Genomic DNA, 25379 nt, shown 5'->3' on the forward strand with positions numbered 1-25379 from the left:
AACTGTGATAGCTAAATTAAATTTTATTAACTTGTAACTATGGTAATTGTGGTAACTATATGTGCCAGTTAAATCAAATTTGGAAGAAGAGCAACTGAAAGTTTCTGTTCTCTGTTTGTCCAGTGTTGATAAATACCCTCATAGTAAGGTCTCCACCATCTTTCTTGGGCACGGCTTACCACATCTCTATATTCAGAGTCGCATAGCGCCTCCTGCCATACGCTACCAAAAAAATTCGAGAGAATAAAATCAATAGCTAAAACAACATCCATCGGCGGTAGAGGTAATCTAGGTGCATCCATTATCATTAAGTCACCATAGTTCTGTAAACTATCAGTGAGCCTATTACCGCCATTTTGAATATGAAACCGAGGATGACAAAACAAATTTGTGCCATCGTTTGATTCAGGAACATGAAAGTCGAAATGCCATGCAGTGTGTGATGTTTTAATTTCACCATCATCAGATGCATCATTTAACCATTCTGCAACAAGTCTTAACTGCCCAGACATTTCCTTGATATTGATGAAATTATATACACCATTACTTTTCAAAATTAGCTCTAAATGAATTTCAATCGGACTACTTTTGGGTGTTATTTGAGGTGGGCAAATAGTGCCATTTTTTTCCTCAATATGAAAAACGAGATCATCTAATGAATATTCGAAAGCCTCAGCATGTTCACCCTGCTTATTGGCATTCAATTTGACAATCAACCTATTTATTGGTCCGGTGTCTTGGCAAATACCATATCTATCTAAGAACGATCTTAATCGATACATATCATCAAGTAAAGCTTCATTGTTATTCATTCCAAGCTAAACCTCGCTCTAATTCTATCCAGTTTCATTCTATCTTCTGGATGAACTTTATATGATCCGGCTTGTCTCTCCAGTATTACTTGTACAGCTAGGTATTTATCCTCTTCCCAAGGTTTTAGATCCATAGATGAAGTACGAACAGCATCTATAGTGTCCAATGGTACTCCGCTGACAACACAATTAACCCAATACTTAGTACTTTGGTTCTTATATTTTACACCGATCGGATTTAGCTCAGTTAAACCCAGCTTTTCTTTTAGAATTATAACCCTCTGTTCAGAAGTTAGGCCTTTGAATATTGGGCTGCCTAAGAAATCATTAATCCATAATTCTATACCAGCCCACCACCACCGATGATAATAGTCGGAAAATATACCAGAATATTTAATGCCATTTAATTTTTCAATGACTTGATACCAGTCAGGAGAAGTTGATATATCTATTCCTAATCGTGTTGCTAAAGTTCTTTCCGACACAAGCATGCCACTACTTCGAAGCAAAGTAGTATGGACAGAGCCAACTATTTTATGAATATCTTGCTCACAATTTTGGACATAATTCTCAAACCTTTTGTCCAGAAAGACTTTTGAGTTGGATATATTTAAAATTTTATTTATGTTTTTTTCATAATGTAAAAATTTATAAGCTTTAACAATCGAAGCCATAAGATATGTTTTTTTATTAAGCTTTTTAATATCTTCTAAAATACTTTTACTTATTACCAGATCAAATAAATCGTGCGAGGTAGAGTCAGGGTTATAATATTCAATAAGTAAGGTTTCTAGTGAAAAAAGAAACACTGGCTTGTAGGGAATGTTATCAGATTTACCAGCCATTAAAGTTCTTAAGTTTTGAGCAAGAGCAGCACCAAAATAATCAACAGGCTCTAAGCCATTGGTTGCATTGTCTAATTTTTGATCTATTATTATTCCATCAAAATCATTTCGCAAATCGCTAGAAATATTCGACATTTTGCTTGGTGGTTTATGTGTAATTTTAAGATCAAAGTTTGAATTTGCAATTAGAGTATCAATTAAAAATTGAACTTGTTGAGGTTGATCATCATCGATATATAGTAAATTAATAGATGTCATCAGGTATTTCCTTTTCTTCCGCTTTAGGTATCCTAAGCTCAAAACATGTAGTGTAGCCATCAGAAGCATCGACCACAGAAATCTCCGCATTCATTGAATCAACAAGATCACGCACGATTGATAAGCCGAGACCCATTCCTTTCAATGATAAATCGTCATATTCGAAGGGACCACTTGGTGAGCTAGTTGTAAAAAAAGGTTCGAAAATTCTTTCTCTATTAGCAGGATTAATTCCATCACCACTATCTTCAAATCTGACAATTATATCTTCGCTATCCTTTTGCACATCAATAGCCATCTTCCGGGGAATATTTCCCGATCTAAGAATTGCTTTATAAGCATTTGTAAAGAGATTGATGAAAACTGAATATAATTCGGAAATATGGATAGATTTGGTAAATAATTCAAACCCGCCGTATTTTATATCAAAGAGAATTCCTTTCCTTTCAATTATTGGTTTCATCGATTCATAAAATGGTTCAATCGCATCTCTTATTTCAATTACTTTTTTATTTCTATTGACATTTTCACGGATTGTACTATCGAAAAACCTTGTAAATGACTTTAATGTTGTAATGTTATTCTCTAGACTAATAATGGCAGATTCATTTGTAGAGTCAGTAAAATTAGCAATTTTAAGAGATTGGACATTAATACTTAGATTTGTGATTGACAGATTAATTTCATGAGTGAATTCACCTATTGCCAATCCCATTGCACCTAAAACTCTAAGCAACTCTATTTCATCTATCAATTGTTGTGAGATAAAAGTAGCTTCTTTCAAAACACCAGCTGCATCATTCAAATCATTAATTATGTCTTCTTCATACGTGTTTTTATATGCGTTAAAAGAACCATTAGTTGATGTTTCTCCATCATCACTTATGATTTTATCGCTAAAAATTCTACTAACTTGCTCAATCTTATCAGAAATAATTTCTAACTTTTCTTTGACTATTGTAGTTTTTTTAGGTTCTTTCGAATAGGTTCGATCATTTGGATTAGTTTTGATATTTCTCGCTTCACTTATTCTTATTACAGCAACAGTTAGAGCTTTATATAAAAAAAGCTGCAATTCTTCAAATGCGTCAGTATGAATGAGTCCCTCTCTAGAAGAAGTTTCCTCAAAGTCTATGCCATTGATGTCGTTAACTTTCACTTCGCCAAAGAAGTTTTGATTTCCGTGTGGGGGAAGAATTTTTCTTCTGCGGACTGAATCATCTAGTGCAATCCAGTCATCAAATTGATCTCCATAGGGTGAAACCTTAAAACCATTTCTATACAGCTTAACCCCTCCATTTTCACGCAAGTAAGCCGCGTGTTTCCTCGAATTCACCGTTGCCAGACTAAAATAGTAGACATCTAAATCAACCGGAGATTTTATTTTACTAAACTCTCTTATGTTGTTTTTCTCATCTCTCCAAACATCTATTATTTCATCATGTATATTTAAACTTTTACTAGTTACATGAACAGTCCCTAATCCTTCTTTTAAGGATGCAGTAATATGTGCATCACTGTCAGATAAAATTTCTGTTTTTTCATCCGCTATAAGCTCAAAGTCATTCCCATTTTTGATGTAGAAATTAACTTTAAAACCAGGATCTTTTTCACTCGGATTTATTTTAATTATATTTTTTATATATTTATATGCTGTTTTTATGTTCCCATTGGTCCAATCTTTATCATTCAATTTTTCAATAATCAACTTTGTACCATGTTCAAAATCTACATTTATTTTGGATATTTCGTTCGATATAAAAGTAATATTTTTATTTTTCGAGAACAATTCCCAGTTGATATTAATCAAATATCCTAACTCATCATCATTTCTTTTAGTTATTATTTTAAGTCTATTACCTAATCTTTGAGTGGAAAATCGACCTATACCTTTTCTGCCAGCCCGCAATCTACCATAAAGCAAAGAAGAAGAATGTTCCTCTTTATCGCTAGTACTAATTTTCATGAACCCATTTACTATGTCATCCTTTGACATCCCTGTTCCATTATCATGAATAACAATATTTGACAGAGGATTATCTAAATCAAAAAAAACATTTACATTGGAAGCATCAGCATCATATGAGTTCTTTATTAATTCACTAACAGCTGTTGTTTTTTTAGAAACCAACTGCTCTCCTAAGCGTTTTACTAGATTTGCATCAACGGTAAATCTTATATTTTCGTCATCGTTCTCACTTATTTTGACAGCTGTCTCTAAAACCTCATCAAAGTTAACTGATTCACAGGCCAAGAGACTTTTCATTTTCTCTTTCAAAACATTAATATTATCACTCATAATTCTTAACCCCTTTATAGCGATCGGTTCTGAGCTTGGCAAGTCCATTTTTCAGTGATGACAACTCTTCGTTATTAAGCAATTTTCTATTTATGAGCACTTGATCAACCAGATCAGCAGCTTCATGCAAATTATTATTAATCAACAAATTATCTATTTTTTTAGATAACTGATATAAATCATTAATCACTATTTTATCGATCAAAATCTTAATATTCTTCCCTGCTGTAGGTTCTATTTTTAACACGCCAGAACCATACGATCTCCCTTCGATTTCAGCGGAGAGTTGAGAGAAAGTAGATAATAATGAAATACAATACGCAATCTTTTCTTTATATGAAAACTTTTCTTTAAAAAATATTCTATGTATTGAATTTGTACAGTTTATTTCCCCTTGATTTAAAACCATCTTAGGGCATTCATGAACCATATATGATAAAAATGCATCAGGATACAAACCGTCGTCTGGCAGGTACCAGAATGGTCTCTTTTTGAAAGTTCTATTTTTTATTCTTTCGTCTTTCGTGACATTAGAAAGATATTTTCTTAAAAATGAACCTCGCTGTTTTAATGCACTTTCTTCAACATTTAATAGCAATGTTTTTTTATTCTGTGAGGTGTTTTTTTTATGCCGTGTCAGATTGTGTTTAACCCCTCTAAGGTGAGAAAATCTTGATACAACCGGCTTAAAAAGATTCAAATCTAAGTGTTTTTCTCTTGCCTGCTCTTCACTAAGTATAAAGAAACTGTTATAACCAGTAACCATACCTATTTTAATATCAGCAAAATCTGTGATTTTTTTACTAAAGCTGCGACAGATAATATCATTATATGAATTTAAGTTTTTTCCTTCCAATAAACTAAACTTGTAATTATCATAACTAACATTTTCACCAGAAGCCGAGTCGTAAACTGCACTACCTAATTCTTTAACTGACTCAGAAAAAGCCAGCGAGAAAAATTTGCAATCTTTTTTTTCTTTATGGAAACCATCACAAAGAAAAATAACAGACATCTCATCCGCTCCTTCATGTTTAAAAAGCCTTTCGTTTATTTTGATAATTTTTAATTCATCGAAATGTTTTTTATATATGTTTATTAATTCTTTAGCATAATAAGCATTAAGAAAGCTACTTGGCAAAACCCATGCAACTCTCCCTTTTTCGGCTAAAAAAGACAGTGCGTGTAAAAGAAAAAATCCCCATAAACTAGCATTACGCCCTAAAGTTTTACTACTATATGTTGATTTTTTTAAAATTTTCTCACAAGAAAGCCTCTGTTCAATACTCATATTGTGCATTGATATATATGGAGGATTGCCGATTACAACATCGTATTCCTTAGCTCCGAAACTACCAGGCTCTACATTAATAAAATCATTCAATATGAATTGTTCACTCAAAATATTAAATGAAAATTTATTTTTTAATGCTTCAAACGCCTTGATATCAACATCTATACCAAATAAGTTGCTTAATGGATTGCAAGACCCTAATTTTATTAATGTTTGCTCACAGCTTTCTAAAAACCCGCACCCTCCAAAACTGGGTTCCAATATTCTATCAGAATTGTCCCTTATAGCCCAATCAGACATAATCTGACTCAGAACTCTTGGGGTATAGTAAGCACCTAACTCTTTGCGCATTTCAAGACTATGGGCATTCATTTTATTAATCACACCCTAATTTAAGTTCAATCATCAAGCTTACCACTTTATTTTTTTCTACCCAAAGCAGCCATAATTAAATATTTTATGCGAGTATTTAGTTTTGAGATGGATTTAATGGTGTATCAGCTACCTATTTTTTTTATAACAAATCACTAAATCACTAACCTATTGATAATTAATAATAAAAAAAATAAAGATCTCTTTCTCGCACACGCTACCGCCGAGTGTACCACCCCATGTTAATCATCACCAACATACCATAGAAACGCTTATAACCCTCTCAATTTTGGGGCAAATTTTAGTATTGACCCTACCCCAAAATCCTGCTCCATTCAGAAACAGAATTCCGGCATGATAAACACTCCCCTGAACGGAGGTGGTGCCAATGAAAAAGCCACGATTCACCGAAGAGCAAATTGTCTTTGCCCTGAAGCAGGCCGAGCTGGGTACGTCCGTATCGGATGTTTGCCGCAAGCTGGGTATCTCCGATGCCACCTTTTACATCTGGCGTAAGAAATACGGCAAAATTTTCCCCATCTGAACTCAAACATATGCGGCAACTGGAAGAGAAAAATCTGCGGCTGAAGAGGCTGGTTGCTAATCTCAGCCTCGATAAAGCGATGCTGCAGGATGTGCTGGCAAAAATAACTGACGCTGGCACGCCTGCGCGAATGGGTTAGGGATTTAGAGGCCCAATACGGTGCAAGCAGAAGACAAATCTGTTTTGCGCTACGGCTCAGCCGCAGCTCGTTCAGGTATCGTTCTGTTGCTGCCGATGACAGTGCACTGCGCCTGCGTCTCCGTGAGATCACCCAAACGCGAATTCACTGCGGGTATCGCCGGGTACACGGGATGCTCCGGCGTGAGGGCTGGCAGGAAAATCATAAACGGATCTACCGTCTCTAATGTGAGCAGGGCTGTCGCTACGCCTCGAACGGCCACGCCGCAATAAATCTGCCCAGCGGGGCAGCCTCAGGGCTTATATCCAAATCACGTCTGGGGCATGGATTTTGTTTTTGATGCGTTGTTTGACGGGCGACGACTGCGCCTGTTGACGGTTTTCGACCTTTACACCCGCGAATGCCTGGGGATATGCGTGGGATAGAATCTGCGTTCGACAGAACTGGCTGGGTCGGTTAAGCGGGATACTTACAATGCGGCATAATCTTCGGCGTATGCACTGACGGCGCTTTCCTGACAGAGCAGCAGTCCACATGAGCAAAGAGGTCGCTCAAATCAGCAATATGTAACCTTAGGAATATTGGTGGTCATTCTGGTGGTCTTGACAGACAGAGAATTAAGGTTTAGCTTATTTATTAGCCAGTTACTGGCAAAGGCGATCCCAGTCAGAGGAGCCAAATTAGAAAATCCCGCTTAAGGAAACTTAAGCGGGATTTTTGCTTTTTATGCCCGGAGCCCGGGCCTGTATGGCGTTGATGCAATCAGTGAGTGTGAAAAATCTTCCCGATGCATTTTCAGTTTTCCCTCCGCGCCGGGAAAATTTGGTGGTCAGATTTGGGGTCAGGTGAGTTCGATGACGCAGTGACCCCCAAATATCTCTTAACGACTCCAAAATCCGCAAATTAAAACTCCCCGCAAAACCCTTTAATGTTTCTGATTCTCATGGCCTGTACCTTTATGCAATCTTATGACTGATTAACGCAGCTGGCCTTTCGGTAAGGCGGAAAAAAAATCGGCATGAGAAGGAGAGCGCGTCTGTTGCAGGATCTCCGCTAACGCCTCCAACGGCGCATCGGACCAGTCAGCGCGCAGATCAACGCTGGCATACTGGCGGTCGCACCAGATTTTCAGCGCCGCAGATTTAAGCCCGCGTCGGTCGCCGCCGGCCTGCGCACCGGCGTTCATGGCCCCCAGAAGGCGGTCGGCCAGCGGCAGGTCAGTTTGCAGGTGATAATTTTCCAGCATCGCAAACAGCGTTCGTTCCCCAGTCAGTAAATTCCCACCGACGACACATTGATGCCCCGCGATGCTTCCGGCCCAGACTCCGCAATCTGCCCCGCTCCACTGCGCCGTATTGCCCTGATTATCGACTATCAGTAGCTGCCTTCGGGCAGCGTCCGCATCCTGCGCCAGCAGGTTTTTCAATGTATATGCCGCATCGGCCCCCTGCTGTAACAACGTCAGACCCCGCTCACCGTAAAGTGGATTGGTCATTGCCTGGGTGGCAATCGCGCCGGTCTGCGCACGTCCGTGTACCACCAATGCACCCACGGCAGGGCCAGCGGTAGCGGTGGCGACACCCACCGCACCTGAGTGCGGATCCCGCGCCACGATTGAAAAAGTCATAAGTACTCCGCGACAGTCTGGTTAAATTTATACGTATAAATTATTGCAATTCAGTTAATTTATACGCATAAATAATAAACAGGACAACGCCTGATTTTTTTCTGAGGTTTCCACATAGCGTTTTATTAAGCGACGAGGTCGATATGCTGCCAGCTTTGCAAAAGTCATTTATGCCAATCTGTTTTTGTCTCTTTGCGCTGTCGTGGCAGGCTCAGGTGCAGGCCAGAACCCCTGCGGATGCGCTGTTGATTGGTCAGGTGGCTGAGCCACAATCGCTGGATCCACAGGTTGCTACCGCAGCCAACGACTCGCGCATTCTGGTGAACGTTTACGACGGACTGGTGCGTAACGGTGAGGGGAAACTGGATATCGAACCGGCGCTGGCCACCCGTTGGACAATCAGTCCCGACGGCCTTACTTACCGCTTTTATCTGCGCGAGGGGGTGAAATTTCAGGACGGAACACCGTTTAATGCCGATGCGGTGAAATTTACCTTTGACCGTATGCTGGATGATAAAAATCCGTGGCATGACACCGGGCCTTTCCCGTTGTCGTTTTTCTTCTCTTCGATAAAAAACATCGAAACACCGGACCAAAATACGCTGGTCTTTACGCTGAAAGAGCCGTTCTCACCGTTTCTCTCCAACCTCGCCACGCCAACCGGCCTTATCGTGTCACCAGCGGCAGTGAAAAAATACGGCAAAGAGTTTGGCCGTCACCCGGTCGGCACTGGCGCATTCCGCTTTGCAGAATGGAAAGCCAATCAGCGCGTGGTGGTGACGGCCAATAGTGATTACTGGGACGGTAAACCTGCGGTACAAAACGTGGTGTTCCGCCCCATCACCGATGGTAATACGCGGGTCGCCGAGATGCTTTCCGGCGGCATTGATGCAATGGTAGAAGTGCCTCCTGACACGGTGAAACTGTTCAAGGAGAAAAGTGACCGCTTCCGCCTGTACCAGACTACCGGCCCACACGTCTGGTACGTGATGCTCAATACACAAGTGCCACCCTTTAACGACGTGCGGGTGCGACAGGCGGTGAATTACGCCATCAATAAACAGTCGCTGACAGATAAAATTTTGCAGGGTTCGGCCGACGTAGCCGAGGGCCCGATCCCCCGCGCCTTTAACTGGGCGACCAATAAAGAGGTGACGCCCTATCCTTATGATCCGACTAAAGCCCGCGCACTGCTGAAAGCCGCCGGAGCAGAAGGGACAACGCTGACCTTCTACGTCGCCGAGGGGGGATCAGGCATGCTGGACCCCATCCCGATGGCCACCGCCATTCAGGCTGACCTGAAAGCAGTAGGTCTGAATGTTTCGCTCCAGACCTATGAGTGGAATACCTATCTATCGAAGGTTAATGCCGGTCTGGACAATCACACCCATATGGCGGAAATGGCCTGGATGACCAACGACCCTGACACCCTACCTTTCCTGACGCTACGCACCGACGCCTGGCCGAAAAAAGGCGGTTTTAACTCCGGTTATTACAGCAATCCACAGGTGGACAATCTGTTGCAACAAGCGCGCATGACCACAGACACCGCAACGCGCGCCGCGCTTTACAGGCAGGTGCAGCAGCTCGTACATGACGATGCACCGTGGATTTTCGTCGCCAACTGGAAACAGAACGCCGTAACCTTCACGCGAATTCAGCACTTCGCACTGCAACCGAATTTCAATCTGTTGCTCAACCGGGTAACCAAACAGTAATCGGAGAGAAACTTATGGGGAGTTACGTGCTTAAAAGGCTGCTCTCGACCATTCCGGTGTTTATCGGGTTGTCGCTGATTGTTTTTTTGATTATGGCAATGATCCCGGGGGATCCGGCTCAGGCGTTGCTCGGTGCCTGGGCCACGCCGGAAAACGTCGCACGGATCAATCAGGAACTCGGGCTGAATAAACCGCTCTATCAACAATATCTGATCTGGGCGGGCAATATTTTGCACGGCGATTTTGGCCGTTCTTACGTGCTTAATCGCCCGGTCATTGATGAAGTGATGGAGCGTTTTGGCGCCACGCTGTTGCTCGGAGGCTGCGCACTGCTGTTAAGCACCGTGCTGGGGCTGCTGGCCGGAATACTCTCCGCCGTCCGCCAGTTTGGCCTGGGCGACCACATCATTACGTTGCTGGTGCTGCTGGGAATTTCCATGCCTTCGTTTTGGATTGGTCTGCTGCTGATCATGCTGTTCGCCGTAGAACTACAATGGTTCCCTGCTTCTGGTATGTATGCCATTTGGGCCGGTGGCGGCTGGCTCGACTTGCTGCATCATCTGACCTTACCCGCTATTACGCTGGCGATTGTTGCCACCGGCGTTATCGCTCGCCTGACCCGCACCGCGATGCTCGAAGTGTTGCGTCAGGACTTCATTCGTACCGCCCGCGCCAAAGGCCTGTCCGAGCGCAAAGTGATCTATAAGCACGCCTTTCGTATGGCGCTGGTGTCAGTCATTCCGGTGATCGGTATTCAGGCCGGTTTTGTGCTCGGCGGCGCGGTCTATATAGAGACGGTATTTCAGTGGCCGGGGCTTGGCGCAATGATGGTGAAAGCCGTCGCCACCCGCGACTTGCTTCTGGTACAGGGTGGCGTGCTGGTTGCCGCTGCGGCCTATGTACTGATCAACCTGTGTGCTGACATTTTACAGGCGCTTCTCGACCCGAGGTTAAAATCATGAGCCAGAACATCACCACTGTCACGCCTCGTCATCGCCAGCCGTTGTGGGCGCTGCTGTTGGCCAACCGGCTGGCCACGCTCGGCCTTATCCTGCTGGTGCTGGTGGCAGGTGCCGCCCTCGCCGCGCCGTTGCTGCCGTTACCAGACCCTGACGCCACCGATCTGCTCAACCGTCTGCTGCGACCGTTTTCGCCCGGCCACTGGCTCGGCACAGACCCGCTGGGCCGGGACATGCTCTCCCGCCTGCTGTGGGGAACCCGCGTGTCACTGGCAATGGGAGTTTGCGCCACGCTGCTGGCCGCACTGTTCGGTACACTGATTGGTCTGGTCGCCGGGTATGCCGGAGGTAAAACCGACAGCCTGTTGATGCGCCTGATCGATATGCTGATGGCCTTCCCTTATATACTGTTGGCGCTGGTGATCGTCACGGTGCTGGGTCCCGGACTGCTCAATGCGCTTTACGCCATCTCGGTGGTGAATATTCCTTTCTTCGCCCGTAATATTCGCGGTCTGACCGTTGGCCTGCGTCAGCGCGATTTTATTCAGGCGGCGCGGCTGTCGGGCAAAAATCATTTGCAAATTTTGCTGACCGAAGTGCTACCCAACATGATGCCGGTTGTGGTGGTCACCATGTCAACCACCGTCGGCTGGATGATTTTAGAGACCGCCGGGTTGTCGTTCCTCGGACTGGGAACCCAGCCACCCAACGCTGATTTAGGCTCGATGCTGGGTCAGGGACGCGCACAGATGTTCAGCGCACCGCACGTTTCCATCGTACCTGGATTGACGATTTTCATTCTTGTCATGAGTTTTAATCTGCTGGGTGACGGCGTGCGCGACCTGCTCGATCCACGCCTGAAGTCCGGCATTCTATTGCGCGGGAAAGCCGTCACTACGGTCAATCGTGCCAGCGTTCCCTCTGCCATACAGGGCAATAATGCGCTGCTGGAAGTGGTCGATTTACAAGTGAATTTCCGCTCGGGAAAACAATCCGTCGCAGCGGTCAAAGGCGTAAGTTTTTACGTTGCCAAAGGGGAATGTCTGGGGCTGATTGGGGAGAGCGGATCTGGAAAAAGCGTCACTGCGCTTTCTGTGATGGGGCTGGTATCTTCCCCACCGGGAGAAATCACCGCTGGCGCGATTTACGTTGGCGGCGAAGAGATGCTGTCGCGAACGCAAAGCCAACTGCAACAGTGCCGCGGCGCGCGGGTGGCCTATATTTTCCAGGATCCGCTGACCACCCTGCACCCTCAGTTCAGCATTGGCGCACAAATCATTGAAGCCATTCAGGCCCATCAGCCGCTGTCAAACCGGCTGGCTAAAGAGAAAGCACTGACGCTGCTCCACAGCGTAGGAATTGATGAGGCTGCGGCGCGCTTCGACGCCTTTCCCCATCAGCTTTCTGGCGGGCAGCGTCAGCGTGTCGGCATCGCAGTGGCACTGGCCAATGACCCGGAAATCATCATCGCCGATGAACCCACTACCGCGCTGGATGTCACGGTACAGGCACGTATTCTCGAGCTGCTGCAACAGCTGCGTCGTGAACGTGGCCTGACGCTGCTATTCATCACTCATGATTTTAGCGTGATCGCCCAGATTTGCGACCGGGTGGCAGTGATGCGTAACGGCGAAATTGTTGAAAGCGGTGAAACCCGGTCAGTGCTGCGGGACCCGCAGCATGATTACACCCGCAGGCTGATTGCCAGCGTGCCGAAACTCGGCCAGGGACGCGATTTCCTCAAACAGGTCGGCGAACTGTATGCCAACTCAAAACCACAGCCAGGGGCAATATGAGCAACGTGATTGAAGTCAACGGGCTGGTGAAAACCTTCGGCAGTACCTCCGGCTGGTTCTCCGGCCGCAAACTGCAGGTTGAAGCGGTAAAAGGGATATCTCTGCATCTGGCTGAAGGCGAAACGCTGGCGGTAGTGGGTGAAAGTGGTTCAGGTAAAAGTACGCTGGCGCGAATGCTGGTCGGTCTGGAACGTCCGACGTCCGGCACCATTAAACTGATGGGCGAAGCGATGTCGACACATGCTAAACGCAGTGACAAAGCCTTCGGCCAGATGATTCAGTATGTTTTTCAGGATCCTGTGGCCTCGCTCAACCCCCGAAAAACCATCGCTGATACGCTGGATGTGCCGCTGCGTTATTTATGCGCCTACCCCACCATGCGACGTAAAGCGCGAATGCTGGAATTGATGGAGGCAGTGCAGATGCCTGCCGACGCGCTCAGTGGTTATCCGCATGAGTTTTCTGGCGGTCAGGCTCAGCGGTTAGCGATTGCCCGCGCACTGGCGGCCGAGGCCCGTATTCTGGTGCTTGACGAGCCGGTCAGTGCTTTAGATGTATCGGTACAGGCACAGGTTTTGTTATTACTCGATCGCCTGAAACGTGAGTTCGGCCTGTCGTATCTGTTTATCAGCCATGATTTAGCAGTGGTGGAGTCCATTGCCGATCGCGTGGCGGTGATGTATCACGGTGATTTAGTAGAATGCGCGGATAATGATCGGTTGTTCAACGCACCGCAGCACGCCTACACGCAACGTCTTCTGGCCAGTGCGCCAAGGGTTTAAATCAATGAAGGGATTTATGAGTATTGAAATGACACACCAACCGGAACCGGTACGCCGCAAGCGCACTGATGAAATTGTCGATGCCATCAAAGAGAGCATCATCAGCGAGAATCTGCTGCCCGGCGACCGTCTGCCGCAGGAGAAAGATCTGATAACGCGTTATGCCGCAGGCAAAGGCACAGTGCGTGAAGCGCTGAAATCTTTAGAGGTTCAGGGGCTGATCCGCACCAAAACCGGCCCCGGTGGCGGTGCGTTTATTGATTCAATGACCGAATCTCGCGCCATGAGTTTGCTGTCCAATTATCTGTTTACCCGTCAGCTTTCCATCAGCAATATCTACGCCTTGCGCAAAGCGCTGGAGCCTCTGGTGGCGGTCAGCGCCATCGGCAATATCGACGCCAAAGGCTTCGTGCAACTGCATCATCTGATTGCCGTCTACGATCATGAACCCGCTGACGAAGCTGAACGCTGGGAACAGCGCATGGCCGAACTGGATTTTCACGGCGTGGTGGCCAGTTATTCTGACAACGTGCTGCTGGCGTTTATCTGCCATTTCCTGCAACGTCTGCTCAAAGATTTGGCCGTCTGCAAAGATATTTACCAGCGCCCCGAGCCGGTGGCGCGCAGCGTCGGCATTGATTATCAATATCGCCTGATCGACGCGATGCGCCGTCAGGATGCCGCCACCGTTCAGCAGATCATGACCGAACACATGCAGCATGCCGAAGACGCCATGCTTGGGCTGGAAGCCACGCTTGAGGAGCGCTTTTTGAGCGACCGGGCGGAGTGACGCGTCTTCTGAAACCTGTTTCAGCGTGTAAGTATCCCGCTTAAGCGGAAGTTAGATCAGAACAGAGGTATGGCTGTCGCTGGTGTTGTGAGCAGCCAGATATTCATCTATTTTTATTATGCTGATGAAAATAAGAGAAAATGTTATGCGCCTGTACATGCTTTACCTGGGGACTATGCAGCCGGGTGATATACCTGTACCGGGATATTTGATTCAGACAGACGAAGGCCGCTGAAAACGGTGGCTGCTGTTTCCCCGGGTGTGATTCTGAGTAGTTCAGCTACCGGTCAGCCCGATGAGAAAAGTTCGAGGCGCGCTAAATAACCTTGTAAAAACAGCGTGCGAGAGTGAACAGTCTCGGGCAGGGTCAGCCTGCTCACGCCCCGATGTCACGCCTAAACTGTCATCTTGACAGTTTGCTGGCTCATCTGATAAAGAAGAAGTCCCGATTGATCCCCCATCATCACTCAGCCTGTTTTGTGCGTGTTGCGGCGCTTTCTCAGACAATAAGAAGATCAGAGTCTGACACTCCCGAAATCTGATTTTAGTATCTACCTGTATCAGGGACTAACTATGCCATTTTTGAAGTATGAAAGCGGACTTTTTACTAAAAACAAATCACGTAAAATTCTGTATATGCCAATGGCATTATCGGTGATGCTGTGTATTTTTGTTATGGTGTTTAATCTTGTCGCATTTTCTACAAAACAGAACGAGGGTTCCTGGATACAAAATTCTGGCTGGATATTTGATGGCATCCAATTGCTGATACTTAACTTTATCTTGTGGAACTTTAATCGATTATTATTGAAAACCAGTCTTCGCCGATGGATAAACGCGGGGCTGATGATATGGATTGTGTCTGCTGCATTTGATCTGATGGATGAAATTATTCGCCAGCCGATGTGGGTCGGGTATTATCTTGAGGATCTCAGTAAGCTGGCAGGTATGGTCTGCGTCTCGGCAGGCATCTATTTCATCGTACGTTATGTGAATAATAAATATTCGGATATGAGCATTAATTCATTCCGTGACGAGCTTACGCGTTTGCCAAATCGTCGTTATTTCAAAAACGCCCTTATGGACTTAGATAATGTCAGTGTTTACGTCTTTTTAATCGATATTGACTTCTTCAAAAATATAAATGACCAATACGGCCACTACATTGGCGATGATGTCCTGAGAGCCTTTAGCCTGATGCTCAGTGAACTCTTTAAAAATAACGTCATCGCCGCCCGCGTCGGCGGAGAAGAATTTGCCGTCATCGTGCAAACATCGTTATTTGAAGAAGCACGATTAATGGCCGAAAAAATATTAGTTCATGTCAGAGAATTAGTGATTAATGATGAAATTCGCTTCACCGTCAGCATCGGTGCCGGGATAAAAAAAGAAAATGAAAGCCAGGAAAGCTTGTTCCGACGTATAGATATCGCGTTGTACCAGGCGAAGCACTCTGGAAGAAATCGTGTCGAATGGGTGGAGGAGTAAGAGGTAAAACGATCGGGTATCAATCCCCCTGCATAAGCCCTCCCGATTCCGTGTCCGGCCATATCATCGCGTTGATTAAAGTTGTGTAAATGTGAATCATTTACACTTTGCAATGATTGTAACTGTGAGTGATTATCATTTATTGTGCGCATGCCGCAGGGATCTTGTCCTGCCCGGGTCACAATTAGTTTCAATTACTCTGGGATATCAACGATGAATGCTTTGCCTCGCACCGGACTGCGCCGTATCACGCTTGCATCGGCTCTGGTTTTCTCCGTCAGCCTTCCGGCTTTCGCCCAAGATACTTTGACGCTTTATACCACTCGCGAACCCGGTCTGATCCAGCCATTGCTGGATAGCTGGACACAATCGAGCGGCATAAAAGTCAATACGGTTTACATCAAGGATGGCATGCTCGAACGTGTTAAAGCGGAAGGCCAGAACTCCCCTGCCGACCTGCTAATGACGGTAGATGCAGGAAATCTCATTGATTTAGTGGAAGCAGGTGTGACACAGCCGGTGGAGTCACAAACGCTTAAGACGGCTATTCCGGCAAACTTGCGAGGAGAAGATAATCAGTGGTTTGCGCTTTCGATGCGCGCTCGCGTGCTTTACGCCGAGAAATCGCTGGCGATGGATAACTGGCATTACGAACAGCTTTCCAGCCCGGAATACAAAGGCAAAGTGTGTATTCGCTCCGGCCAGCATCCTTACAATACCGGACTGATTGCCGCCATGATCGCCCACCACGGTGAAGCGAAAACCGAAGAGTGGCTGCGTGGTGTGAAGGCTAATCTGGCACGTAAAGCGACTGGCGGCGATCGTGACGTTGCCCGCGATATCCTCGGCGGTATTTGCGATATTGGCCTCGCAAACTCTTACTATATCGGCCATATGAAAAACGCCAAAGAAGGCACCGATGCGCGTAAGTGGGGCGATGCCATTAAAGTGGTGAAACCTACCTTTGAACAAGGCGGCACGCACGTGAATATCAGTGGTGCTGCAGTGGCTCGTTATGCGCCGAACAAAGCTGATGCCGTAAAACTGATGGAATATCTGGTTTCCGCACCCGCCCAGCAACAATACGCCAAAGCGAACTTTGAATACCCGGTGCTGAAAGGTGTGGCGCTTGATCCGGTGATCACCGCCACCATCGGTGAAATCGATGTCGATAAAATCCCGTTAACCGAGATGGTGAAATACCGTAAACAAGCGAGCCTGCTGGTAGATAAAGTTGGATTCGATCAATAAATCACTTCGTCTTCCGACGTTACGCGGCCTGGTTTCCGGGCCGCAGTCATTATTAACGCCGCTGCATCTTGCCGCGCTAGGTATTGCGCTTGGCGTACTCACACCTATCGTTGCGCTAATCTGGCAGGCGACGCAGGCTGATTTCTCGCACTGGGATAATCTCATTACTTTTGTGCTGCCTTCGGTGTTGAAAAATACCGGGCTTTTGCTGGCAGGTGTCGCCGTGATCGTGGGGGTGACTGGCGTCGGCAGCGCGTGGGCGGTCACAGCATGGGATTTCCCCGGACGCAAAATACTTAGCTGGGCGTTACTGCTGCCGCTAGCCATGCCGACTTATATTGTGGCCTTTGCCTGGCTTGACCTGCTGCATCCCCTTGGCCCGCTACAAACATTCATTCGTTTTTTGCTGGGCTTCGACAGTCCGCGGCAGTTCCGTTTACCGGATTTACGCTCCCTGCCCGGCGCCATTATTCTGCTCGGCTTAGTGCTGTATCCTTACGTTTATCTGACCACCCGTGCGATGTTCATCAGCCAACCTGCACATTTGCTGGAAGCCGCTCGCACCCTGGGTTGCAGCGCTGCCGGTGTTTTCTTTCGTGTTGCCCTGCCGATGGCTCGCCCGGCGCTGGCTGTCGGTATCAGCCTGGCACTACTGGAAACGCTCAATGATATCGGCGCATCTGAATTTCTTGGCGTACAAACGTTAACCGTCACCGTCTACACCACCTGGATTTCGCGTTCCGATCTTGCCGGTGCCGCGCAAATCGCCTGCATGATGCTGATGTTTATTTTCTGCATTCTGACGCTGGAATTTTATGGTCGCAGAAAACAAGGCCTTAACAGCCGCAGCTTGCGAGAGATTCAACCTACCAGAGTACGCGGCTGGCGTGGATGGCTGCTCAGCTCGGTTATTGCGTTACCGGTTATTCTGGGGTTCCTCGCACCGGTTGTATTTTTAGCCTGGGAAAGCGCAAAGCGTTTAGGTGAAGAAAATCCCCTCTCCCCTTCGTTGCTTTCAGCCTTACAAAATACGCTGTCGCTGGCGGCAGGCACCACTCTGGTGGTGGTTTGCGTCAGTTTACTGGTGGCCTGGAGCGCGAGGCACAGTGCCGCAGATAACACGATGTCGGGCTTTCGTCGCGGCGTAATGCGCCTTGCGTCCTTAGGCTATGCGGTGCCTGGCACCATTCTGGCGATTGGTTTTCTCACTCCGGCAATGGCAGCAGACAAATGGTTGGCAGATTTAATGGATATTCGCGGCTTACCGCTGATGTCCGCCGGTATCTTGCTGGTTATCTGCTGCGCGATGCGCTTCCAGGCCATTGCCATCGGTGCACTGGATTCCGGGCTTGGCCGTATCCCTCTTTCGCTGGAACAAGCGTCGCGTTTGTTGGGGGAAAATGGTGCGGGGACTTTCGTGCGGGTTCACTTCCCGTTGCTGCGCCCCGCGCTGGTTAGCAGCGCATTATTAGTCTTTGCCGACGCGATGAAAGAACTGCCGACAACCTTGCTTTTACGCCCGGTAAACTTCGAGACGCTGGCAACGTTACTCTATGCAGAAGCAGCTCGTGGAACCTATGAAGAAGGGGCCATTGCCGCCTTAATGATTGTTCTCGCAGGCACGCTGCCGGTTATATTGCTGGTGCGTCATCAGATGACTCGCCACGGCTAAAGGAACCACCATGTCAGAAATTGCGTTACGCCTTCAGGATGTGCATGTGGCTTATGACAACGGCCAGCAACCGGTATTGAAAGGATTTTCAATGTCAGTACGTGAGGGGGAGCTTGCTTGCTTATTGGGAGCCTCGGGTTGCGGGAAAACCACGGTGCTGCGTGCCATTGCCGGGTTTGAACGGCTGCAAAGCGGTGAGATCTATGTTTCACAGCATCGCGTTGCCGGGCCAGGTCTTCATCTGCCGCCAGAAAAACGTCATGTCGGCATGGTCTTTCAGGAATATGCGTTATTCCCACACCTGACAGCTCAACAGAATGTCGCGTTTGGCCTGCGCAGGATACCGCGTGAGGAGCAGCAAGCCAGAGTGACGGCGCTGTTAAGACTGGTGGAATTGCATAGCCATGCCAGCCGCTATCCCCACGAACTCTCCGGCGGGCAACAACAGCGCATTGCGTTGGCTCGCGCGCTGGCACCGAATCCAGAGATTCTATTGCTGGATGAGCCCTTTTCCAGTCTGGATAAAAAAACGCGCGAGCGACTCGGCGGCGAGGTGCGCGATATTCTGCGTGAAGCCGGGCAAACGGCACTTCTGGTGACGCACAGTGAGCAAGAAGCGCAATTGATGGCAGATCATATTGGTTATGTGCAACAGGGTGAATATCACAAAATAAAGGTGGACGATTCAAATTACGCGAACATTTAGATTTCAAGTGCAGCAAGTATTACGGTTTCCATTTTCTCCGGGGTGGTGAACGGTGCAAAACGCTTGACCGGTTTGCCGTCGCGTCCGATCAGGAACTTAGTGAAGTTCCACTTGATCCGCCCACCGAGCACACCGGGCAATTCGTTTTTCAGATACCTAAACACCGGGTGCGTAGCAGCGCCGTTGACCTCCACTTTTTCGAATATCGGGAAGCTCACACCATAGTTGATGTGGCAGGTCTGCGCGATTTCGTCGGCGCCGCCGGGTTCCTGCTTACCGAACTGGTTGCAGGGAAAACCAAGCACCACCAGACCCTGTGCAGCGTACTTCTTGTAGAGCGCTTCAAGGCCTGCGTATTGTGGCGTGAAGCCACAATGGCTGGCGGTATTAACCACCAGAACCAGCTTACCCGCATAGTCGGCCATAGAGATGAGCTGGCCATCCAGACTGGTGGCGGTGAGTTGATGAAAGGTGATCATGTCGGGCTCCTCAGAGGGGATTGGCAAAGTCGAACGAAAAGAAAAACAAACCGACGTGCTAAAGGCCTCGCGTCGCGATGAGTAAGATAGAGTCAGTCGCAGCGCCGGTTCAATGAGTCTGCCCGCAAAACCGATGACTATGGGCATCCGGGCACTCTGTAGATCTCAGAAATAACCTGCATGGTTGCGTCTTCGATCATTCCTTCATTACGGCATAAAACCCAGCCGTGATCTGCAACTTCCCGCTCGAACGCCTGGGTACAGGCGACATGATCTTCCAATTTATGAATCACCGTACTACTTAGCCCACGCGGTCGGGCTGCGGCCCTCGCCCATGAAATATCAGGCGCGGTAACCACCCCGACATGCAGGTCTGGCATTCTCACATTTCGTTCAATGTTAAGCTGTAAAATCTCTGCAAATGGAACCATCCGGCGAAACGCGGCTTCCGACGGGTACCAACGATCCATCAAGATAATGCTGTCCGGTGGCTGTTTAGTCAGCACATGCCGGGAAATCCATGCACGGCTATCAGCAAAGCGCTCACAAACCTCCAGCTCCAAATCCCGGGAGGGATTTCTGGCGAGCCTGTTCACGAGGGCCATTGTTTCCCTCCTGTAAGGATCGCTTTTTTTCTCGCAAAGCCGGACCACCTTCTTGTTGTCAGCCCTGAGTACTTTCGTCATGGCCTCCAACAGTGTGGTTTTGCCGACCCCCTTGGGCCCATCCAGAGAAATAAACAACGGACGACTCATTCCTGAAATGACGATTGATACAGGGTTTTTGTAAAGCTCAAATCTGGCAAAAGCATCTTATTTCCTTCAGATGAACAGACACTGATGAACATTCCGGCAAGGGTTCTGACTCACGGGTTGTGACCTGCACGGTGTAGTTTAAGGGATCCGCATAGCAAACGGAAAACATCCCACGTTAAGCCTCACAAATTCATCACCATGCCAATAGCAGCGAGCTTCTGGATAAGTTTTACTTTATATATCGTCCTCTCAGCCAGAACCTTTCAGGTTCAAAACTGTATTTAATCGAAATTTTATGTAAGCTCATGAACTCACGTACTAGTCAGATGGATTGAAGATGAATTTTTTGTCAATTGAAGATGTTAGAAATCGAATCGATCAGATTGATCGCGAACTGGTTAAGATGATCGCGCAACGCAGCGAATGTGTTAAAGCTGCAGCAGCTTTCAAAATTGACCACTCAGCCGTTCGCGCGCCTGACCGCGTCCAACAGGTCATCGACAAGGTATGTCAACAGGCCACTGAAGCAGGACTGCCCGAAGTGATTATCGAAAAGGTCTACCGGACAATGATCGGTGCGTTTATCGATTATGAACTCGAGCAACACGACCAGCTGCGACAGGAAAAACGCTGACATCATGCGCCAACATACCATTCAGCTTATTCCCCTTACTGTAGCGGGTATCGAGGCGGTAAACGCCAACAGCGATATCTCTTTTGGGCGGAATAATCACGACCCGTTCGGCATTGGTTTGATGGACAGCGGCGGGCAAAAATCCCTGTATACCGGTGTGGCTTACCTGCTGTTTATGGCGTGGCAAACGCTTCGGGATAAGACACTTCTATCCGCTGACCGCCCCGGGTTGGCGTTATCTCATCGCGCCTTGATACAGCAGGCTGTGGTTGCCAATCTTCTTAATCCCAAGCTTTCGCTATTTTTCCTCGCATTTCTTCCGCAGTTTATCGCCACCAGGGATGTACACCCCACACAGAGTATGTTGCTTCTTTCTGCAATTTTTGCGGCAATGACTTTTGCTGTGTTTTCTCTGTATGGCATTTTTGCTTCGGCTGTTAGTCATAGTGTATTAGGAAATCACAGGGTGATGACCGGCATTCGTTGGGGTGTAGCGCTGGCCTTTACTGCAGTTGGGATTCGACTGGCGATGGCCGTGCAATAATAAGCATTCATGTTAGATAGCACTGGAAAAAGTGTGCTTATAAGAGCTATTGGATGTCCGATTTTGGCACTAACCGGCCCGCTACGTTGGAAACGTCGGCTCTGAGCGAAGAGCTGACGCTACTCCTGGAAAATAAATACTTATTAGCCATAAAAATGAACAAATAAAAAAGCATCTGCTATAAATATCAGCATGCATTGTGTTTTGAAATCAATGGAAGTGAATGAGATGGCTGATGAAAAAATGCTAATTACTGATAGTAATGAGCTTGAGCAACTTTACGGTGCGGTAGCAAAACCTTCTTTAACGAAGGTGACAGACCATATTCATCCTGCCTACCGCCCCTTTATTGAAGCATCAACATTCGTGGCGCTTGCAACATCGGGACCTGATGGTCTGGATGTATCGCCAAGAGGGGATCCTGCAGGCTTCATTTACATCGAGGATGCTAAAACTTTATTCTTGCCAGACCGCCGGGGTAATAACCGCATTGATAGTCTACGCAATATATTAAATGACAATCGGGTTGCGCTGCTCTTTTTAATTCCCGGCATTGGCGAAACTTTGCGTATAAGTGGGACAGCTGAAATACGTAAAGACCCGGCTTTGCTGGATAAATTCGCAATCAATAATCACCCGCCTAAAACGGTATTGCGCATTTCAGTGGAAAGCGTTTTTTTCCAGTGTAGCCGAGCGATCATTCGCTCAAAACTCTGGGATCCTGCCGCACAAATTGACAGGCAGGCTCTGCCCAGCACAGGAAGTATCCTGAGTATGATTTCACGGTCAGAAATTGATGGTTTGGCTTACGACGAGGCCTTGCCGGAGCGATTGAAAAACACACTTTACTGATTGTAATGTTGGGCGACTACATAACATCAGCATCGATATGCCGAAGCAGCCAGCAATCCCCTGATACCTGATACTCCGGCGAAACGCAGGGAAGGCGGAATGCGAACCTGGATTGACAATCCTTAACGCTCAGGCAATCTTTCATCTGATAGATGAATCCTGTGAACTTCAGAATTGAATTAATTTTTTTCAGCCCTGCTTGCCGGGCAGAGCAGTTATTCACTCAATTTCATATTTCAGACCGCCTTTATTCATCAGCAAACCAGGTTTAATTGCTATGGCTTTTTTATAAGTCGTCATTTCTGCTGTCTGCTCAATGTATTCTTTAAAATGGGGGGTTATACGATGGGCCTGATAAGCTTCTTCGCTGGCGTATATTTCATAGAAATACCAGCGGTTAGGGTTCGCTTTATCGATAGCGGCGTACATGGCCAGAACCCCCTCCTCCAGCTTAATGGACTGTGCCATTTCGGGCAAAACGACATGGCGAAAAGCCTGCCCAAACTCTGATTTCACATCAACGATGACAAAGTTATTTATCGTGTTATCGCTTTGCACAATCTTTTTATCTGCCAGAAATTGCGGGGCCACATCAATTCTACGCTTGACCCGCCTCAAGTGCCTGGCGAATCAACGGTCGCGAAGCACTTTCATCAAGCGACCACGGCTGAGGAAGGCGTTCCGGTTCGCCGTAACTCATGCATCCCAGACACAGTCGTGAGACTTTCAGGCCATTTCGCCCCAGGTTTACATACTGCATAATCATCTCCCTGCCACGTTATTTAATGAAAATTGCGACGTCTGTTATTGCCAGCTTCCCACCATTTTCGGGATGAATTCACGAATCTCATATTCAGCGAGATTGGGGTGATAGGCGTCTTCGCTCAGAATAGCGTCCAGCTCTTCCCGGCTTTCAGTCTGAGCAATAATCACCCCTGCTCTTTCGCGATCGGAATAGGGACCGATGAGAACAAACTTGCCTGCATTGAAATACTGCCGAAACCAACTGACATGGCGTATGAAAAGCGCCTCATGCTGAACAGCCGTAATATCGCCATTCACCGTAATATTGATGAGATACATTTTCCCTCTTCTCCTTTACACAGCCATTTTTAAAGCAAGGGTAGTTTCTTTAATCGCGGTAATCAGACGCGCGGCATGAACTTTTGCCAGTGTTTTCTGTTCCAGGACTTTAGCTTCATCACGCCCTGCATAGCTCATCCCAAAGGTGTAGACCGGATCCTGCCAATCCAGATTGCACAGCAGTGCTGTGGTTTCAAACGGTGTGATGTATTGCTGAATGTCGTGGCCGAACAAACCTTCAGGGGAATACAGGCCCTCTGGTGCTCCGGCGGTAAAGGAAATGATCAGCTTTTTGCCACCCAGTTTTGCAGCAGAACCATGAGCGAAACCATGAACAAAAACCTGATCAATCCATAACTTCATTAAGCCCGGCACTGAATACCAGGAAAAAGGAAACTGCCAGACAATCACATCAGCTTTGAGTAAGGCTTCCTGTTCCTGTGCCACGTTGATGTGGTAGTCAGGATAAAGAGTATCAAGAAAGCGAATTTCGGCCCCGGGCAACGCTTTTGCGACTTCATCCAGGATAGTGGCGTTACCAATGGATTCACTAAGATTCGGATGACCTGAAATAATCAGTACATTTTGCATTTTTGGCTTCTTTAACAGGGGTTTGTTTTACTGTAAGTGAGTATAACCAACCCTGATTCTGTTTTTTAGAGCAGTAATAGGTCATACACTCTTAGCCAATAGCTAATAATCTAACTTTGTTTCCTCTGCTGGATGTCGCCATGAACAATGTCATTTACAACCAAATCCGTATTTTCCAGAGCATCGCCCGTGAAGGCAGCATCACTGCTGCGGCCAGGAAACTTGAGATAACGCCACCTTCGGTCAGCAAAGCGCTAAAACTGCTTGAGCAGCATATTGGTCACCCGCTTTTTGTGCGCACCACCCGGCGCATTGAGCTGACGGATGCCGGGGAACAATTGTTGCAACAGACATCGCGGGCTGTGGCGTCACTGGAAAGTGCGGTGGAAAGCATCAAAGACCTGAATCAGGAACCCTCCGGGCTAGTCAGAATTACGCTGTCACGCTTTGCCTACCTGCTTATCCTGAAGCCCTTTATGGCAGAGTTTTGCCAGAGCTACCCCAGAATACAGCTTGAGATATCCGTTTATGACGGAACAGTAAACATGGTTGATGAACGTTTTGATTTGGGCATTCGTTTTGGCGATATCCTTGAAGAGAGTGTTGTGGCCCGCCCGTTGATGAAACCGTTTCGTGAAGGTTTGTATGCTTCTGCGGCCTATCTCGCGGAACACGGTACACCCAAACTGCCAGCGGACTTGCATCAGCATCAACTCATCGGCTACCGCTTTATTACCAATAACCGCCTCCTCCCTCTGATGCTGGAAGATAAAGGTCAGCAATTAACCGTTGAGATGCCAGGGCAGCTCATCAGCAATGATATTGATGTCATGGCAGATGGCATACGCAGCGGTCTTGGAATTGGCAGATTGTTTGAGCCGGTGTATGAATTGCAACACGATAAAGAGCAGTTTATCCCGGTGATGATGCCTTACTGGAAAACCTATCCACCGGTTTATCTCTACTACTTAAAAAACACCGGCAAGGCAAAACGAGTCAAAGCGCTGATTGATTTTTTAATGATGAAAACCAAAAAATAGCTGACGACATAACCTGTTAAAGGTCCACATCCGTTTGAAGCGCTAAACA

22 protein-coding genes and 3 pseudogenes are annotated in these 25379 nt (G+C 47.0%); 14 read left to right on the forward strand and 11 right to left on the reverse strand.

The window, feature by feature from the left end; all coding sequences use genetic code 11:
• Window positions 1-68: 68 nt before the first annotated feature.
• Genes AACU55_RS20690 through AACU55_RS20705 form a run of 4 tightly spaced genes read right to left on the reverse strand, consistent with a single transcriptional unit; the run spans window position 69 to window position 5880 of the window.
• Window positions 69-812 (reverse strand): hypothetical protein, encoded by a 744-nt coding sequence (locus AACU55_RS20690; RefSeq protein ID WP_134706018.1) that lies wholly within the window; start codon window positions 810-812, stop codon window positions 69-71.
• Window positions 809-1915: a hypothetical protein gene (locus AACU55_RS20695; protein ID WP_134706019.1), complete on the reverse strand. Its 1107-nt coding sequence runs from the start codon at window positions 1913-1915 to the stop codon at window positions 809-811. The genes AACU55_RS20690 and AACU55_RS20695 overlap by 4 nt, the downstream gene beginning before the upstream one ends.
• Window positions 1902-4214: a sensor histidine kinase gene (locus tag AACU55_RS20700; RefSeq protein WP_167686149.1), complete on the reverse strand. Its 2313-nt coding sequence runs from the start codon at window positions 4212-4214 to the stop codon at window positions 1902-1904. Before AACU55_RS20700 ends, AACU55_RS20695 begins: the two co-directional genes overlap by 14 nt.
• Window positions 4207-5880 (reverse strand): Eco57I restriction-modification methylase domain-containing protein, encoded by a 1674-nt coding sequence (locus AACU55_RS20705; RefSeq protein ID WP_240785654.1) that lies wholly within the window; start codon window positions 5878-5880, stop codon window positions 4207-4209. The genes AACU55_RS20700 and AACU55_RS20705 overlap by 8 nt, the downstream gene beginning before the upstream one ends.
• A gap of 388 nt (window positions 5881-6268) precedes the next feature.
• Here AACU55_RS20705 and AACU55_RS20710 point away from each other — a divergent pair.
• Window positions 6269-6976: pseudogene (locus AACU55_RS20710) on the forward strand (transposase); the annotation flags it as partial.
• Between the two features lie 563 nt (window positions 6977-7539).
• Here AACU55_RS20710 and AACU55_RS20715 read toward each other — a convergent pair.
• A complete protein-coding gene (locus AACU55_RS20715) occupies window positions 7540-8190 on the reverse strand; it encodes a DUF1028 domain-containing protein (protein ID WP_112151786.1) in 651 nt (216 codons plus the stop codon).
• 143 nt (window positions 8191-8333) lie between these two features.
• On the opposite strand from AACU55_RS20715, the gene AACU55_RS20720 reads away from it, so the two are divergent.
• The 9 genes from AACU55_RS20720 (at window position 8334) to AACU55_RS20760 (ending at window position 19352) form a co-directional block, all read left to right on the forward strand.
• Entirely contained in the window at window positions 8334-9908 is a 1575-nt protein-coding gene (locus tag AACU55_RS20720; RefSeq protein WP_134706023.1) for an ABC transporter substrate-binding protein, read from the forward strand.
• Between the two features lie 14 nt (window positions 9909-9922).
• Window positions 9923-10870 (forward strand): ABC transporter permease, encoded by a 948-nt coding sequence (locus tag AACU55_RS20725; RefSeq protein ID WP_013574978.1) that lies wholly within the window; start codon window positions 9923-9925, stop codon window positions 10868-10870.
• Entirely contained in the window at window positions 10867-12663 is a 1797-nt protein-coding gene (locus tag AACU55_RS20730; RefSeq protein ID WP_037035881.1) for a dipeptide/oligopeptide/nickel ABC transporter permease/ATP-binding protein, read from the forward strand. The genes AACU55_RS20725 and AACU55_RS20730 overlap by 4 nt, the downstream gene beginning before the upstream one ends.
• On the forward strand, window positions 12660-13445 hold the full coding sequence (locus AACU55_RS20735) for an ATP-binding cassette domain-containing protein (RefSeq protein WP_013574976.1): 786 nt from the start codon (window positions 12660-12662) through the stop codon (window positions 13443-13445). The genes AACU55_RS20730 and AACU55_RS20735 overlap by 4 nt, the downstream gene beginning before the upstream one ends.
• A gap of 16 nt (window positions 13446-13461) precedes the next feature.
• Window positions 13462-14235 (forward strand): FadR/GntR family transcriptional regulator, encoded by a 774-nt coding sequence (locus AACU55_RS20740; protein WP_134706024.1) that lies wholly within the window; start codon window positions 13462-13464, stop codon window positions 14233-14235.
• A 573-nt stretch (window positions 14236-14808) separates the two neighbouring features.
• Window positions 14809-15723: a GGDEF domain-containing protein gene (locus tag AACU55_RS20745; protein WP_134706025.1), complete on the forward strand. Its 915-nt coding sequence runs from the start codon at window positions 14809-14811 to the stop codon at window positions 15721-15723.
• Between the two features lie 213 nt (window positions 15724-15936).
• Window positions 15937-16974, forward strand: a complete 1038-nt coding sequence (locus AACU55_RS20750; RefSeq protein ID WP_134706026.1) for an extracellular solute-binding protein — start codon at window positions 15937-15939, stop codon at window positions 16972-16974.
• Window positions 16958-18646: an ABC transporter permease gene (locus AACU55_RS20755; protein WP_134706027.1), complete on the forward strand. Its 1689-nt coding sequence runs from the start codon at window positions 16958-16960 to the stop codon at window positions 18644-18646. Before AACU55_RS20750 ends, AACU55_RS20755 begins: the two co-directional genes overlap by 17 nt.
• A 10-nt stretch (window positions 18647-18656) precedes the next feature.
• Window positions 18657-19352, forward strand: a complete 696-nt coding sequence (locus AACU55_RS20760; protein ID WP_134706028.1) for an ABC transporter ATP-binding protein — start codon at window positions 18657-18659, stop codon at window positions 19350-19352.
• Here the strand turns inward: AACU55_RS20760 and AACU55_RS20765 are convergent.
• Together AACU55_RS20765 and AACU55_RS20770 are read right to left on the reverse strand one after the other, a co-directional pair.
• On the reverse strand, window positions 19349-19831 hold the full coding sequence (locus tag AACU55_RS20765; RefSeq protein WP_134706029.1) for a glutathione peroxidase: 483 nt from the start codon (window positions 19829-19831) through the stop codon (window positions 19349-19351). The two genes, AACU55_RS20760 and AACU55_RS20765, sit on opposite strands and share 4 nt — an antisense overlap.
• A gap of 137 nt (window positions 19832-19968) precedes the next feature.
• Window positions 19969-20586 (reverse strand): dTMP kinase, encoded by a 618-nt coding sequence (locus AACU55_RS20770; protein ID WP_112151781.1) that lies wholly within the window; start codon window positions 20584-20586, stop codon window positions 19969-19971.
• Window positions 20587-20923: 337 nt separating this feature from the next.
• Here AACU55_RS20770 and AACU55_RS20775 point away from each other — a divergent pair, with 337 nt between their 5' ends.
• The 3 genes from AACU55_RS20775 to AACU55_RS20785 all read left to right on the forward strand — a co-directional run bounded on the left by AACU55_RS20775 (window position 20924) and on the right by AACU55_RS20785 (window position 22616).
• The gene (locus AACU55_RS20775; protein WP_013574966.1) at window positions 20924-21220 is read left to right on the forward strand and encodes a chorismate mutase; all 297 of its coding nucleotides are present in this window, start codon (window positions 20924-20926) and stop codon (window positions 21218-21220) included.
• A 4-nt stretch (window positions 21221-21224) separates the two neighbouring features.
• Window positions 21225-21764 (forward strand): LysE family translocator, encoded by a 540-nt coding sequence (locus tag AACU55_RS20780; protein WP_134706030.1) that lies wholly within the window; start codon window positions 21225-21227, stop codon window positions 21762-21764.
• A gap of 228 nt (window positions 21765-21992) precedes the next feature.
• On the forward strand, window positions 21993-22616 hold the full coding sequence (locus AACU55_RS20785; RefSeq protein WP_134706031.1) for a pyridoxamine 5'-phosphate oxidase family protein: 624 nt from the start codon (window positions 21993-21995) through the stop codon (window positions 22614-22616).
• Window positions 22617-22835: 219 nt separating this feature from the next.
• Here the strand turns inward: AACU55_RS20785 and AACU55_RS20790 are convergent.
• The 4 genes and pseudogenes from AACU55_RS20790 to AACU55_RS20805 all read right to left on the reverse strand — a co-directional run.
• Window positions 22836-23222: pseudogene (locus AACU55_RS20790) on the reverse strand (putative quinol monooxygenase); the annotation flags it as partial.
• A 1-nt stretch (window position 23223) separates the two neighbouring features.
• Window positions 23224-23376: pseudogene (locus AACU55_RS20795) on the reverse strand (putative quinol monooxygenase); the annotation flags it as partial.
• Between the two features lie 44 nt (window positions 23377-23420).
• The gene (locus AACU55_RS20800) at window positions 23421-23699 is read right to left on the reverse strand and encodes a YciI family protein (RefSeq protein WP_134706032.1); all 279 of its coding nucleotides are present in this window, start codon (window positions 23697-23699) and stop codon (window positions 23421-23423) included.
• A 15-nt stretch (window positions 23700-23714) separates the two neighbouring features.
• Window positions 23715-24290 carry an NAD(P)H-dependent oxidoreductase gene (locus AACU55_RS20805; RefSeq protein WP_134706033.1) on the reverse strand — a complete coding sequence of 192 codons (576 nt, stop codon included), beginning with the start codon at window positions 24288-24290 and terminating at the stop codon, window positions 23715-23717.
• A gap of 140 nt (window positions 24291-24430) precedes the next feature.
• On the opposite strand from AACU55_RS20805, the gene AACU55_RS20810 reads away from it, so the two are divergent.
• Window positions 24431-25330 carry a LysR family transcriptional regulator gene (locus AACU55_RS20810; RefSeq protein WP_134706034.1) on the forward strand — a complete coding sequence of 300 codons (900 nt, stop codon included), beginning with the start codon at window positions 24431-24433 and terminating at the stop codon, window positions 25328-25330.
• Window positions 25331-25379 lie beyond the last annotated feature (49 nt).

Origin of the sequence: Rahnella sp. CJA17(1/100), assembly GCF_963881615.1 — a bacterium.
Classification (GTDB): domain Bacteria; phylum Pseudomonadota; class Gammaproteobacteria; order Enterobacterales; family Enterobacteriaceae; genus Rahnella; species Rahnella aceris.